13 protein-coding genes and 1 tRNA gene are annotated in these 14,118 nt (G+C 42.8%); 11 read left to right on the top strand and 3 right to left on the bottom strand.

Annotated elements, in window-relative coordinates:
• Positions 1–399: transposase (locus FHS86_RS18780; protein WP_429417507.1), on the top strand; the 399-nt coding region annotated here is incomplete at its 5' end.
• 271 nt (positions 400–670) lie between these two features.
• Here the strand turns inward: FHS86_RS18780 and FHS86_RS18785 are convergent.
• Both FHS86_RS18785 and FHS86_RS18790 read right to left on the bottom strand, forming a co-directional pair.
• A complete protein-coding gene (locus FHS86_RS18785) occupies positions 671–1,378 on the bottom strand; it encodes an RDD family protein (RefSeq protein WP_429417510.1) in 708 nt (235 codons plus the stop codon).
• A 1,904-nt stretch (positions 1,379–3,282) separates the two neighbouring features.
• A tRNA-His gene (locus FHS86_RS18790) sits at positions 3,283–3,356 on the bottom strand.
• A gap of 251 nt (positions 3,357–3,607) precedes the next feature.
• Between FHS86_RS18790 and FHS86_RS18795 the strand changes: the two genes are divergently transcribed.
• The 5 genes from FHS86_RS18795 (at position 3,608) to FHS86_RS18815 (ending at position 8,143) form a co-directional block, all read left to right on the top strand.
• On the top strand, positions 3,608–4,915 hold the full coding sequence (locus FHS86_RS18795) for a lipopolysaccharide biosynthesis protein (protein ID WP_429417512.1): 1,308 nt from the start codon (positions 3,608–3,610) through the stop codon (positions 4,913–4,915).
• A gap of 2 nt (positions 4,916–4,917) precedes the next feature.
• Entirely contained in the window at positions 4,918–5,628 is a 711-nt protein-coding gene (locus FHS86_RS18800) for a DNA alkylation repair protein (protein WP_429417515.1), read from the top strand.
• A gap of 74 nt (positions 5,629–5,702) precedes the next feature.
• Complete coding sequence (locus tag FHS86_RS18805) at positions 5,703–6,476, top strand: Bax inhibitor-1/YccA family protein (protein ID WP_429417518.1); 774 nt, start codon at positions 5,703–5,705, stop codon at positions 6,474–6,476.
• A gap of 111 nt (positions 6,477–6,587) precedes the next feature.
• Positions 6,588–7,751 (top strand): GNAT family N-acetyltransferase, encoded by a 1,164-nt coding sequence (locus FHS86_RS18810; protein WP_429417521.1) that lies wholly within the window; start codon positions 6,588–6,590, stop codon positions 7,749–7,751.
• A 131-nt stretch (positions 7,752–7,882) separates the two neighbouring features.
• The gene (locus FHS86_RS18815) at positions 7,883–8,143 is read left to right on the top strand and encodes a type B 50S ribosomal protein L31 (RefSeq protein WP_429417524.1); all 261 of its coding nucleotides are present in this window, start codon (positions 7,883–7,885) and stop codon (positions 8,141–8,143) included.
• A gap of 242 nt (positions 8,144–8,385) precedes the next feature.
• Here FHS86_RS18815 and FHS86_RS18820 read toward each other — a convergent pair whose 3' ends face one another.
• The gene (locus tag FHS86_RS18820; protein WP_429417527.1) at positions 8,386–10,038 is read right to left on the bottom strand and encodes an AMP-binding protein; all 1,653 of its coding nucleotides are present in this window, start codon (positions 10,036–10,038) and stop codon (positions 8,386–8,388) included.
• 321 nt (positions 10,039–10,359) lie between these two features.
• On the opposite strand from FHS86_RS18820, the gene FHS86_RS18825 reads away from it, so the two are divergent.
• From FHS86_RS18825 to FHS86_RS18845, 5 genes are all read left to right on the top strand, one after another.
• The gene (locus tag FHS86_RS18825) at positions 10,360–11,154 is read left to right on the top strand and encodes an SDR family NAD(P)-dependent oxidoreductase (protein ID WP_429417530.1); all 795 of its coding nucleotides are present in this window, start codon (positions 10,360–10,362) and stop codon (positions 11,152–11,154) included.
• Positions 11,155–11,179: 25 nt separating this feature from the next.
• Entirely contained in the window at positions 11,180–12,247 is a 1,068-nt protein-coding gene (locus FHS86_RS18830; RefSeq protein WP_429417533.1) for a VOC family protein, read from the top strand.
• A gap of 236 nt (positions 12,248–12,483) precedes the next feature.
• Complete coding sequence (locus FHS86_RS18835) at positions 12,484–12,675, top strand: cold-shock protein (protein ID WP_429417536.1); 192 nt, start codon at positions 12,484–12,486, stop codon at positions 12,673–12,675.
• Positions 12,676–12,805: 130 nt separating this feature from the next.
• Positions 12,806–13,216: an NUDIX hydrolase gene (locus FHS86_RS18840; protein ID WP_429417539.1), complete on the top strand. Its 411-nt coding sequence runs from the start codon at positions 12,806–12,808 to the stop codon at positions 13,214–13,216.
• 463 nt (positions 13,217–13,679) lie between these two features.
• On the top strand, positions 13,680–14,060 hold the full coding sequence (locus tag FHS86_RS18845) for a hypothetical protein (RefSeq protein ID WP_429417542.1): 381 nt from the start codon (positions 13,680–13,682) through the stop codon (positions 14,058–14,060).
• The last annotated feature ends 58 nt before the right edge of the window (positions 14,061–14,118 follow it).

Raw genomic sequence — 14,118 nt, forward strand, 5'->3', positions numbered from 1 at the left:
ATCCTGAACATCGCAGGTGGAAAAGTAACTTTCGTGGCCAAAGATTATCGCGAGGGGGCCATCAAAAAGCCGCTTACTCTCGATGGCGTGGAGTTCCTGCGGCGCTTTACCATGCACATCCTGCCAAAACGGTTTGTCAAAATCCGGAGGTTCGGTATTTACAACCATACCGTAAAGCGAAACCTTAATTTACAGTTCGTCCCGGAAGAAAAGCCCGACATTGATGCGATTATTGAGCAGCAAAAGCCGCCCGAAACTAGCATTGAACGCTTTACAAGGCTTACGGGCATCAATCCCTGCCTTTGTCCGGTGTGCAAAACCGGACGGATGATCGTGATCAATGTACTGCCAAGAATCCGGTCGCCGGGATGGAGAACCAGATCTCTTAAGCTTTCATAATCAGTCATTTAAAATCATGCAGCAGATGCATCCGGGAGAACTATGCCCAATGATCAGCAAAAACCACACAATGGTAGGGTCAAATCACCTGACAGGATCATTAAATCAAGCGGGTAAGCACTAAAAACTGAAATAAATCAAAGAACACCGTCGCCTTATCTTTTCAAAAAACATCAAAAACCTTCTTTAAGTACATAGCACCGTAGCGGGATGGATGTAGTTCAACCGAAACTCCTCACTGGGCGCTGCGCGCCGCTCAGAGTTCTATTTATTAACAGCTGGCTTTATTTTTTATTTTCAAAACTGTTGTCATTGCAATATAGTCATGTAATGCTCTATGTTTTTTATTTGTCATTAAAGTTAATATCTCAATTAAAGACCAACTAATAACTAGCATTCCTAAAATCCCCATTGATGTATTGATAAACATATTTTGATTGTCTTGCGCGAATAATGATAAACCAATCAAAATCAAGGATCCAATAAATGGAAACGCATCTCTATAAAAGGCTTGTCTCATTGATATAGTATCTTTCTCATTTTTATCCATGACTTTTATTGACATCGACATTTTACCTAAAGTTTGTCCAAAATATCCGTGCATTAAAATCGAATATAAATATGGAATTATCACGGATAAAATAAGTCCCATAAAAATTAGAAATTCATTCCTTGATATAGACAAAAATTGGTTTGTTAAACTTATAGGAATTAGTACCAAACCATCAATTGCATTTGCAGCAATTCGTGGTCCTATGGTTTTATACTTTTCATTATGAAGAAGTCGTGATTTATCCTTATCTATATAATCTGTTATTTGTTGAATCTTGTCATTAATATCATCAGGTAATTCATTTCTCTCTTTAAGTATGTTTATCGATAACTCTTTAGAGTCTGTTGAAGTGTTAATATCCTTGACAATATCAATCAACTCTTGACTTGTCTTTCTCTCGTAAATCTGTCTATAAAAATTACTCATGGTTATGTTGTTTGGTCTTTTTTTTAGCTTGCTGTTGACGTTGTCGTAAGTTCACTTGTGAATATATTCCAGTTATCTCTTTGCATTAAAAGTGAATATATTCCACTAATTTGATGTAAAATAGTTATGATTTACCGCCTTCATAAGCTTCGACTTATTTGATTTCCTCATCGCACAAAATGTTCTTCGCCCTTACTAAGTAAGCAAACATTTAACATAGATAAAAATATATTGAGTGGATGGGCTGTTTTATTGAGTGAATGGTGCTTTTTGATGTGTGAATGGTAGGGCAGGGAGAATGGAGAATGGAGCAAAGATGTTCGAACAGGTTTTCAATTCATCATTATAGGAAAACTGGAAATACACTCAGTTACTTTTTTGTGTTGTAATTCCCGGTGCGCTGCACCTTTCTACTTGTGTCGTAATTTTCTGCTATAAACATTATCGCGGCGCTGCCGCTTTGGATAATTGCGGAGGGTGGAGAGCGTAACGCAAAGAGCAAAGGTCCAGGTGGTTCGAACGGGTTTTCAATTAATCATATTGGAAAACTGGAAATACACTCAGTTACTTTTTTGTGTTTTTAATTCCCGGTGCGCTGCACCTTTCTACTTGTGTCGTAATTTTCTGCTATAAACATTATCGCGGCGCTGCCGCTTTGGATACTTGCGGAGGGTGGAGAGCGTAACACAAAGAACAAAGGGCCAAGTGGTTCGAATGGGCTTTCAATAAATTATTATTGGAAAACTGGAAATACACTCAGTTACTTTTTTGTGTTTTTAATTCCGGTGCGCTGCACCTTTCTTCCTGTGTCGTCATTTTCTGCTATAAACATTATCGCGGCGCTGCCGCTTTGGATAATTGCGGAGGGTGGAGGGCAGAGAGCAGACCATGGAGCATGGAGCATGGCTGCAAAGCGGTTCGAACGGGTTTTCAATTCATCATTATAGGAATCTGTCGTGCCGGAGTGCCTGTATACATTAAAAATGCGCGAGTCGGAGTTAACTCCGCTTCGCTCCGTTGATTTCCAATTAACTCCGCTTCGCTCCGTTGATTTCCAATTCACGCCTCCCAACACGGCACGAATCAGCAGAAATGACTCATTGACCAATGACTTACTGACTTCTTATCTTTTTAACTTGTGTCTTGATACCTGATACATGATTCCATCTTCTTTCTTCCTTTTCCTCAATGACTTAATGACTCATTGACTCTTTTAATCTTCCATCTAAAATGTTACTGCCTGCGAAAAAGGAAATCCTTTCGTTAATCGTTAATCTTCAATCGTTGATCGTTAATCGTCAATCATCCATCTCTTTCCTTCAATCTTCCATCCATCGCTTTAAAAGCCCCTCAACATGCTTCGCGGTGTGTTTTCGACGGTTCATCGGGACCAATATTAAAAAAGTTGCCCAAAAGAGTTCTTTTTCGCATTTACAACATCGCGAGAAGCCTGAAAAAGTTTTAAAGTGCAACTTTTTTCTTCGTCAGACCTGTAAAAACGTTTTTCTGGTCTCAGCACACAAAAAGTTACCTGAAAAAACTTTTTCAGGTAACTTTTTACGTGTTGAATGCTGAAAAAAAGATTTCTGAGCGTTTCTACACACGTGTTGAAGCCTGAAATAATTTTTTCAGGTCTCAACACGTTTCGAGAAGCCTAAAAAACGTTTTTCAGGTGTCAACAAGCGTTGAGTTCAGCTTTAGCCTACAAAAAATGCAAGCGCTAAAGTAAAAAGCGATGGTAGCGTAAAGCGGTGGAGCAATATGAATATTGAACCCTTTTCAAGGGTTTTATCCACCTGAAAGTTCATTTGATCCGTTAAAAAGCAAACGAAATACACGAGGGCAGCAGCTTCGCCATAAATAGAAAAATCCGGGAACCTAAAAAAGATTTCCGGATTTTAAAGGGTGGATGATGGGGGTCGAACCCACGACCTCTGGAACCACAATCCAGCGCTCTAACCGACTGAGCTACAACCACCATGTAAATTGCAATTTTCAATTGCGCTGCAAATATACAATTTTATTTTTTTCCCGTGCAAGAATCGCACGATTTTGAAACATTTTTTTCGGCCTGAAAAGCTTACTGCATCGAATCGGCGTGTAAGATTTTGATTGCAAACCCACAACATCCGGCATGTGCTTGTTCCCATCCAAAAAAACGTTTTAAAGAGGATCACGCCACACATTCAAAACAGTTTTTTACTTTTGTCGTTGGCTAAAGCAACTATTTTGAAAAAGATCAGACCAAGTAACGTAAATGCACTTCAGTTTTTTCAGCTGGCCCGCTATGGCACCCTGATGCTGATCGGTGTTTTACTGGCTAAATCGCAACTGGGAGCGGTCAATATTGGTCATTACGAAACCTTTTTGCTTATTGCCGGGGCCTTTACCTTTTTTTGGGTCAATGGTCTCCTGAAAGTGATGATGCCACTTTCGGCTGAAAAAGATGAAAAGGAACAGCCCAAACTGGTCTTCAATTTGTTTTTGCTTCTGCTGGCTTTTTCTGTATTGGCAGGCATCCTGGTGCTTTTTATTCATCAACCCTTTTCCAGCTTACTGCTCAATGGCAACGAACTGCAAATGCCGTGGCTGCTAGCCTTGTACATCCTGCTGAACAGTCCGGCAATGTTAATCGAATATGTGTATCTGATCAACAAGCGCCCGGGAAAAATCATCACTTATGCCTGCATTATTTTCTCACTTCAGCTGCTTGCTGTGGGCCTGCCACCTTTTCTGGGGCTGGGGCTCGAAGCCATATTGTATGGCTTGCTGGGGATTGCTCTTATTAAGTTTATCTGGCTGCTCAACGTACTGAAGCATTTTAGCACAGCCGGCATTGCTCCCACCCTGTTTGCCGATTTTTTCCGTTTCGGCACGCCCCTGATTTTATCGACCTTACTCAGCTCGTCGGCCCGCTACATCGACGGCTTTATTATTACCTCTCAGTTTAGTCCCGAACAATTCGCTATTTTTCAGTACGGAGCCCGCGAACTCCCCCTGGCCCTGCTCCTGAGCAATTCATTAAGCATGGCCATGTTGCCGGCCTTTGCCAAAGCCGACCTGGCTTCTCCGCTGGCTGAGTTTCGCTCGGAGGTGTACCGCTTGCACTGGACACTTTTTCCTGTCAGTATTGCATTGATGCTTACTTCGCACTGGTTTTATCCGTTGGTATTTAATCCGAACTTCGAAGCCAGTGCCAGCATATTCAACATTTACCTTTTACTGGTAATCAGCCGGGTGTTGTTTCCTCAAACACTCATCGTTGCCAAAAAAATGAACCGTGTGATCGTAAAAGCCTCCTTGTTCGAAATTGTGATCAATGTGGGTTTAAGCCTCTGGTGGGTACGCACCATGGGAATTACAGGGGTGGCTTATGCCACAGTGGCAGCCTACCTGCTTGAAAAGATATATCTGGTCCTTGCCGTTCGACGGCGATTAAAAATCAACATAAGCAGCTATTTGCCGCTACCGCTCTATCTGATTTCTGTTGCCATTTTACTAATTACTTTCATTTTTGTTGAATTTATCGTTTACTGAATATGGAATTTCTGATGGACCACCCCGAGGTGGAAAAACAATTTCAACACATTGTTCGCACGATTCCGGCAATGCAAAACGGACTGACAGCCAACAGCCTGGTAAAACGTGGAATAAAGTATGAACGAATTTACGGAGTTTCCTTTGTCGACCTGAAACAGGAAGCCGCGCGTTATGAGAAAAACCATTTGCTTGCGCTTAAACTCTGGAACAAACAATGGCGCGAAACCATGATTATGGCCACCCTGCTCGACGAGGCCGATAAGGTAAGTGAAGAACAAATGGATTTCTGGATTAAAAGCGCCGAAAACAGCGAAATTGTTGAGCATGCCGTTAACAACCTGTTTTGTTCCACCAAATATGCCTTTGTTAAAGCTTTGGAATGGTGCCGGGGGAAAAAATTTCTGGTGAAGTACAGCGGCATACACATGATGGGGCGATTGGCCCTTACCAACGAGAAGGCGATCGATGAAATGTTTGAAAGCTTTTTTGAGGTACTGACACCCCTGTCGAAGGATCCAACGCTGTACCTTGTGCTTTACAGGTCACTCTGTCAGCTTGCAAGGCGCAGCCACCTGCTTTATGAACAATGTGTCAGCTTTGCCAACGAACTGAAAGACGACGAAGTGATCAGTGCACAAAATCTTGGACGTGAACTTATTGAAGAACTGAGTTCGCCTGCATTCATCGATTTGATTCAAAACAGAAGTTAAAATCTGTTAATTTTTCACTTATAGCACGCTTATTGATCCAATTGCCAATCAAAAAAAAATTAAAAAAATAGTATATGAATCTGACAAAAACATCGAATCCGCTTTTCGGACGAAATACCTACGGGCGCGCACAGGTGGCTTATGGTGAAGAGCGCATGACCCTGAACGGCACCATTAACAAAACGGCGCTGGTTATATTGTTTGTATTTGCTTCGGCCTTTTATGTGTGGCAAAAGTTTTACGAAATATACGATCCGGCACTTCCTGGCGCTGCCACTTCTAAAATAACCCCCTTTCTTGCCATTGGCGGTATAGGCGGTTTTATTGTAGCCATCATTGCCTCGTTCAGTCCTAAACGTTCGGGCTTTCTGACTCCCGTTTATGCCATTCTCGAGGGGATGTTTCTGGGAGGCTTATCGGCCATGTTTGAGGCTCAATTTCCGGGACTTGTAATGAAAGCCGTTGCACTCACTTTCATGGTATTTATGAGCATGCTGCTGGTGTACAGGCAACGCATCATCAAGGTTACTGGTAAATTCCGCCGTGGAATGATGGCCGCATTAATGGGACTGATGTTTTTCTATCTGGCCAGCTGGGTTGCCGGCATGTTCGGAGCCAATGTATCCTACCTTTCGGGTGGTGGCAGCTTTGGACTGATTTTCAGCCTTATTGTAACCGGCATTTCGGCTTTCAGTTTGCTGCTCGATTTTGATTTTATTGAAAAAGGAGCAGCAGCCGGAGCCCCCAAATACATGGAATGGTACAGCGTTTTTGGCCTACTGGTATCCTTGGTATGGCTTTACGTGAATCTGCTTCGTCTGTTATCGATATTTGCCAGCCGCGATTAGCTGTAGCCGCACGTTTCAATTAAACATATTTTTATTATCTTGAAGGCCCAAACGTAAGCTGCACCAAGGTGCAGCTTACGCCTGTAAGAGGGTTCAACTTAAACCGATGCTATGAAGCTGATTACTGTAGATTCGAAACGTTCGAAAAAGCTTTTCAATAAACTACCCCGCATTATATACAAGCATGATCCCAACTTTGCCTGCCCGCTTACCCGTATGGTTGAGGAAACTTTCGACAACAGAAAAAATACTTTTTTCAAACATGGAAAGGCCATGCGCTGGGTATTGCTTGAGAACAACCGACCAATTGGCCGAATAGCAGCCTTTATCGATTTTGATAAGTCGGAGGTATTTGAGCAGCCTACCGGCAACATAGGTTTTTTCGAATGCATTAACGACAAGGAAGCGGCTTCGGTACTTTTTGATCAGGCACGCGACTGGCTTTCGGCACAGGGAATGGAGGCCATGGACGGACCAGCCAACCTGGGCGAGAACTACATGAATCACGGCCTGCTCACCATGGGCTTTACCCAACAGGGCTTTGGAATGCCTTACAACCCACCTTACTACCTCGAATTATTCGAACACTATGGGTTCAAGGTATATTACGAACAATACAGCTACCATCTCGATTATACAAAACCTTTTCCTGAACGATTCTGGAAAATTGCTGAATGGGTTGCCAAAAAGCCACAATACAGCTTCAGGCACTTCAGCTGGAATGAAATTGACCGTTTTGTCAACGACTTTGCCATGGTATATGATGGTGCCTGGCGTAAACACGAACACTACAAACCGCTCGACAAAGGTGAGCTGAAAGCATTTATCACTTCTTCAAAATTATTGCTCGATCCGGAGTTTGTCTGGTTTGCCTACGCCGACAATCAGCCCATTGCGCTTTTTGTGATGTTGCCCGATTTCAATCAGGCTTTGCGCCATCTAAAAAATGGGCGTCTGCACCTGTGGAACCTGTTCAAGCTATTGCGCTTTATCAAGAAAGGGAAATTTACCCGCACCCGCATCATCATCATGGGAGTGGTTGAAAAATTCCAGAAATCGGGTATTGAATCGGCCATTTTCTGGCAACTCGATAAAAACATTATGCCCAACAAACCACAGTACACCGAAGTGGAGCTTTCGTGGGCAGGCGATTTTAACCCAAAAATTATTTCACTATACAAGTCAACCGGAGCCAAACATGCTAAAACGCATTATCAAATGAGGTATTTATTCGATCGAAACAAAGAATTCGTAAAAGCAAAAACGATTGAATGAAGCCCCTTTGCACATCGTTAAGGTTCATGAAGCTTTTTTTTGCAATCATTTTAATTTTTCCTTTGCAAAATTTGAATGAATCTCTATCTTTGCAAGCCGTTAGAAAATAAAGAAATAAAATACGCAGCACAATGAAAGAAGGTATACACCCTAAGAATTATCGTTTAGTGGCGTTCAAAGATATGTCAAACGATGAGTTAACCATTACAAAATCAGCTGTTTCGACAAAAGAAACAATTGAAATTGAAGGTGTTGAGTACCCCTTGTTCAAGTTGGAGATTTCAAGTTCTTCACACCCTTTCTACACTGGTAAGATGAAGCTGGTTGATAGCGCCGGACGTGTAGATAAGTTCATGAACAAGTACAAAAGACACATGGATCGAAGCAAATAATTACGAACAATACAAAGTAAAGCTCCGCCTTTAGCGGGGCTTTTTTTGTGCCTTTTTTTTAGTGAATGGCAACAAAACTCCAGCATCTGAGCCGGCCATCTGCTGCCCCTTTTACTTACATATCATTGCATGCTCACCTTTGTACTTTTTCAACATTCATAATGAAAGCAAAAGCTGTTGTAGCCTACAAAAAAGGGGCAGCCTGCTTTCAGACTACCCCTTTTTAAAATGTATTGCTTGTGCTAGTAATAGAGAAATCGCTTGATTTTTTTGGTGGCAGTTTTCTCAAATGGCTCGGGATGAGCCACTACCACCTGTACCCGTGAAAATTTATTTACCTGCGAATTAACAAACTGCTGCAGTTCGCTGCTTAGCTCTTCCAGCTGTTTATCGATGTACTGGTTAGCCTGTTCTTTCAGATCCTTGTATTTACCTTCAAGTTCTTCGCGGTTAAAGTGGACCAGTGCAACCAGTTTGCCCTTTTTCTGTACTACCACTGATTCGAGCACGTGCTTAAAGCGGTTGATAATGGCTTCAATTTCTTCAGGATAAATATTTTCGCCACTGGCTCCAACAATCATGTTTTTCAATCGTCCCTTAATAAAGAGATAACCCGACTTGTCGAAACATCCCAGGTCGCCTGTGCGAAACCATCCATCGGGTGTAATTACCTCGGCAGTCAGTTCAGGTTCCTTGTAATATCCCTGCATCACATTATCGCCTTTGGCCCAGATTTCGCCCTGACCGGTTACCGGATCAGGATCGTTGATTTTAAGCGTTACTCCTTCCATGGCCGGTCCTGTTGACTGAAATTTACCCTTGAAGGAATCGAATCCTGCCAAAAGGGGAGCTGTTTCAGTCAATCCATAGCCAATGGCGTAGGGAAACTTTGCCTCGATCATAAAACGTTCAACCGTAGGGTCGAGCTTGGCACCGCCAATTCCAAAAAACTTCAACTCATTACCAAAAGTATCCATGAGTTTTTTACCAGCTACCCTGTTCAGCAACTTTCGGGTTGGCGGGAACTTATAAAGTGTTCGGGTAATGGCCTTGCTGTTAATGTTCGGCAATACCTTCCCTTTGTAAATCTTTTCAATAATTAAAGGCACCGATAAAATAATACTGGGCCTTACTTCTTTCAAGGCAGGCAACAAGACCGAAGGAATTGGTGGCTTTTTCAAATAATATACTGCAGAGCCATTATAAAATGGCAGCAGGAAAGCGATGGTATTCTCGAGTGTATGCGAAAGTGGCAGCATCGAAAGGAGCCGGTCACTTGTATCCATTGGATGTATTTTACCTGCTTTAAGAACAGTAAACACAAGATTCCAGTGCGAAAGCATTACACCCTTCGATTTACCGGTTGTGCCCGAGGTATAAATAATCGAGGCCAGGTCGTCGGGAGCCAGGTCGTATGTTTTTGAGCTGCTTACAGGCTCCAGTGAAGTAGGTAGTGCTACCAGCTCCTTTTCGTCACAAGCTGGCGGTATCAGTGCCAGCCGGTCGACCAACATCATCAACTTAAGCCGGGCAACTAATTCAGGCTTCACCTTGCGGTATAAGCTTTCAGAAACAAAGAGCGCCTTTGATTCCGAATGATTTATTATATTCTCAATCTCATTTTCATGGAAATCGGGCAAAAGCGGAACAGCTACCGCACCCATCGAAACAATGGCAAAATAGGCCACGCCCCAGTTGGGCATGTTGGTGCTGAAAATGGCCACTTTATCACCTTTGCTTATTCCCTGCTTTTCGAGCAGCGCAATTAATGATTGTACTTTGTTGTTTGTTTCACTAAAACTGTATGGCTCTTCTCCTACAAATCCCAAAGCTGGATGTGCTCCATGCTCCTTCACCGAATGTGTAAAAAGTTCTCCGATTGTACGTATCATCATTTAAATCCCCTTTTAAAATATCTTTGCAAATAAACTAAATAAATATCGAAAAGTTTAGATACATTAATTTAAAGTTCAACAATTTAGGTTAAAATTCTATAAAATAACATCTTAACAATATGGCAAATTTGACACATGTATTTCAATGTTCGAAAAAACCCTATGAAACTAACATTTTACTGATGAAATACAAACAAAAACATCAATCTTATTCTTGAAACTGCCTGCTTACCCATTACAGGAAATCGAAAGATTAACAGACTGAATTCATCCTGCTCGAATAATTTTTATATTTTCGCTTGATTTTTTACCGCTTACCTTATGGATTTTAAAGGAAAAACCTGTTGGATTACCGGGGCTGCCTCGGGGATGGGAAAGTCGTTGGCCATTGCTTTGGCTGCATATCAAACACGCCTGATCATCTCAGATCGGGACCTGGCCGGACTTGAGACGACTGCCAGGCTGATTGAAGCAGCCGGTAGCAGTGTTCGTATTGTACCACTCGACATGAGCAACTCCGATTTGATAGCCGAAACAGCCCGAAACCTGCTGGCTGATGGAGAAAAAATCGACGCACTGTATCAGTTTGCAGGGATTAGTCAGCGCTCTCTGGTGGTGGAAACACCACTCGACAATGACCGAAAAATAATGGAAATCAACTTCTTCGGGGTGGTGGCATTGACCAAGGCCATTTTGCCCCACATGATTGAAAATGGTGGTGGTCAGCTGGCCGGAACATCAAGTTTGGTTGGCAAATTCGGCTTCCCTTATCGTTCGGCCTATTCCTCATCGAAGCACGCCCTGCATGGATTTTTCGAAAGCCTGCTGGCTGAAAATGCAAAAAACAACATCAGGGTGAGCATGCTGATTCCCGGCAGGGTTCAGACCAATATTTCGAAATTTGCACTCAAAAAAGACGGTAGTGAATACGGAAAAATGGACCCGGGACAGGCCAACGGCATCAGTGCTGAAAAAGCAGCAAAACTAATTGTACGCGGACTCGCGAAAGAAAAAAAAGAAATCTGGGTTGGTGGAAGCGAAATGCTCATGCTACATGTAAGGCGCTTTTTACCGCGTCTTTATTACTATCTTGCAAGCCGCATAAAACCGATGTAAAAGTGATTACTCAAAGAATTGAAACATGGTAAAACAAATCAATGGCATACAACAACTCGGGGTTGGTGTTGAAGATATAAAAGAAGGCTTCGATTGGTTTCGCAAGCACTTCGGAATGGACATTCTGGTGTTCGATGAAAAAGCCACTGCCGAACTGATGCTGGCGCATACCGACGGACAAACCCGCGAACGTCATGCGATACTTGCACTGAACATGCAGGGTGGTGGCGGCTTTGAAGTATGGCAACACACAGGCAAAAGCCCGGTAAAAGCAGCTTTTGAAATTCAATTGGGCGATCTGGGAATTTCAATCGGAAAACTGAAAACCGCCAATATCAAAAAAGCCTACGATACTTTCCTGGCCGAAGGCCTCGAAGTACTCACCAAAATTCAAAAAGACCCTTCAGGCACTCCCCATTTCTTTATGAAAGACCATTTTGGCAACCTGTGGGAACTGGTACAAAACCCATGGTTCTTTAAAAATACCGATGCCAACAACGGAGGAATCTATGGCGCCGTCATCGGGGTAAAAAATATGGAAGAAAGCCTGAAGGTATATCGCGACATTCTCGATTACGACCAGGTGGTTTACGATGAGAGCGGGCAGTTTGCCGACTGGAAGGGGCTGCCTGGATCTGAAGGCAGCTTCAGGAGAATGTTGCTTCGTCACAGCAGCGAGCGTACCGGCCCGTTCAGCCCAATGTTCGGCCCTTCGGAAATAGAGCTCGTTCAGTCGCTCGACCGTGAAGCGGTCGATATTTTTAAAGGCCGGATATGGGGCGACCCAGGCTTCATTCATCTTTGTTTCGACATACACGGCATGGATGCCCTTCGCAAGGAAGTGAGCGAAAAAGGCTTTCCCTTTACTGTTGACAGTGCCCGTCGGGGCGATACCTTCGACATGGGCGAGGCTGCCGGAAGTTTCTCCTACATTCAGGCTCCCGAGGGAACACTGATCGAATTTGTCGAAACCCACAAAGTACCCCTCGTAAAACCACTGGGAATTTACCTCAACCTTAAAAAAAGAGCTGCCAATAAACCACTTCCCCGATGGATTTTGAAGCTGTTTAGTTTGAAAAGAGTAAAAAATTGAAAAAAAATTCCATGCCGGTCCGGGGAGTTACTTATGTAAAGCAACTCCCTTTTTCTACAATAAGCTGAAGCATTGAAAAACAGCCAGATAAATCCAATTTAGTGCTTTTAAAAGAGCACAAATCAAGAGGCAGATGGTTAATTCCAACGCAGAAAATGCATAAAAAAGTACTGCTAATACTTGCACGATCGATTTATAACTCTATATTTGTCGTGTTTTAAAATTAATTTATTATAATGAAAGAAGGTACAGTAAAATTCTTTAATGAATCTAAAGGTTATGGATTCATTACAGACAATGAATCAGGTACAGAGTACTTCGTACACGTATCAGGTTTAGTAGATGAAGTAAAAGAAGAAGACCAGGTAAGCTTTGAGCTGACCCAGGGTCGTAAAGGTCTGAACGCTGTAAATGTTAAACTACTATAATAATAGTGTTTAAATTCAAAGTGATTGACGGCCCCGCAGCAATGCGGGGCTTTTTTTCTGCCGCCTGTAAAAAATACAGCCCCGCTGCAAGTTGAAACCTTTTCTTGCTATTATTGCAAAAAATGAAACAATGCGAAAGATACTACTTCACCAGCCCGATCAGCATCGCAGCCTGAAATATGTAATCATTGGAGCACGATACCGGGGGCAATGGATCTTTGTTCGACATAAGGATCGCAGCAGCTGGGAACTGCCGGCCGGACATATCGAAAGCGGTGAAGAGCCGATGGATGCGGCACGGCGTGAACTTTATGAAGAAACGGGGGCTGTGAAATATGAGTTGTTTGAAATTGGCGACTACTCCGTGAGCGATACGCCCGAAATTTTTGGCAGATTATATACTGCCAATGTGCAACAACTCGCCCCGTTGCCCAACTTTGAGATTGCCGAAATCACCTTCTCGGAGCAACTTCCGCCCGAACGTACTTATCCCGAATTGCAGCCCTTGTTTTTCGAAATCATCCGCTCGTACCGGCCCTGAGCTGCTTCAAAACCAAAAACCGGGTAAGCACCCAGCCAATTGATCCCATCGTTGTTCTTCAAATCAAGAGCCTTTCACCTATATGCCGGAGGTTTCCTGCATCCAGGTAAAACATTTGCCTTCAAATCACGCTTATTTCACCAACGGCACCTTGTCACCGTTCACATTTTCTGAAACCAATACCAGCTTCTATTCGCTTAAAAAGAAAAGTTGAATACAAAAGCCACTGTTGGTACCTCCCAGTTTGACAGGTATTTATTTTTGATCGCACAAAAAAGCTCGTTCATCCCGGTAAAATCTGTTTTACTCAAAAATGAGAAAATGTGCATTTAAAAAAGTACGTCTATGTCTTAATTTTGATGATGGCAAATGCTACCGAAGCCAATGCAGCTCAATATTGCGAATTACAAGCTGAAAAGGAAAGCCAAGGTATAAAGGCCCCCAACATTTAAAAAGACACAAAATGCGTTACAGTTACCTGTTCTTCCTGCTCCTGTTTTTTTGCTCCTGCATCGAAGAAGACCAACCGGCACCCGATCAATTGCAGGCACTCACCACCATTGTTCCCGAAGGCTGGCTGGTGGGCCTTAATGTTGAGCACCATGCTTCGAAAACCTTTGTTGAAGGGCTTGACCGGCCCGATGTAGTGGCTGTGTTTGTCAATCCCGAATTAAAATTTGTCAACCTCGACGACAGCGTGGTACAATCGCCTTCGCTCATTCTTAATTTTTATGACAAAAGCCGCAGGCAGGAAATAGAAGACCAGCTTGAAAGTTATATTTCGTACAGCCCATGCAAGGCCACCTTGTGTTTTAGCCCCTTAAATCATCGGACAAAGATATAGATTTAAATCTGTACTTTTATGACGATGAAAAAGCGAAGTTTTACAAAAGAAGAGAAGC

Source organism: Roseimarinus sediminis (genome assembly GCF_050433125.1).
Lineage (GTDB): Bacteria > Bacteroidota > Bacteroidia > Bacteroidales > Prolixibacteraceae > Roseimarinus > Roseimarinus sediminis.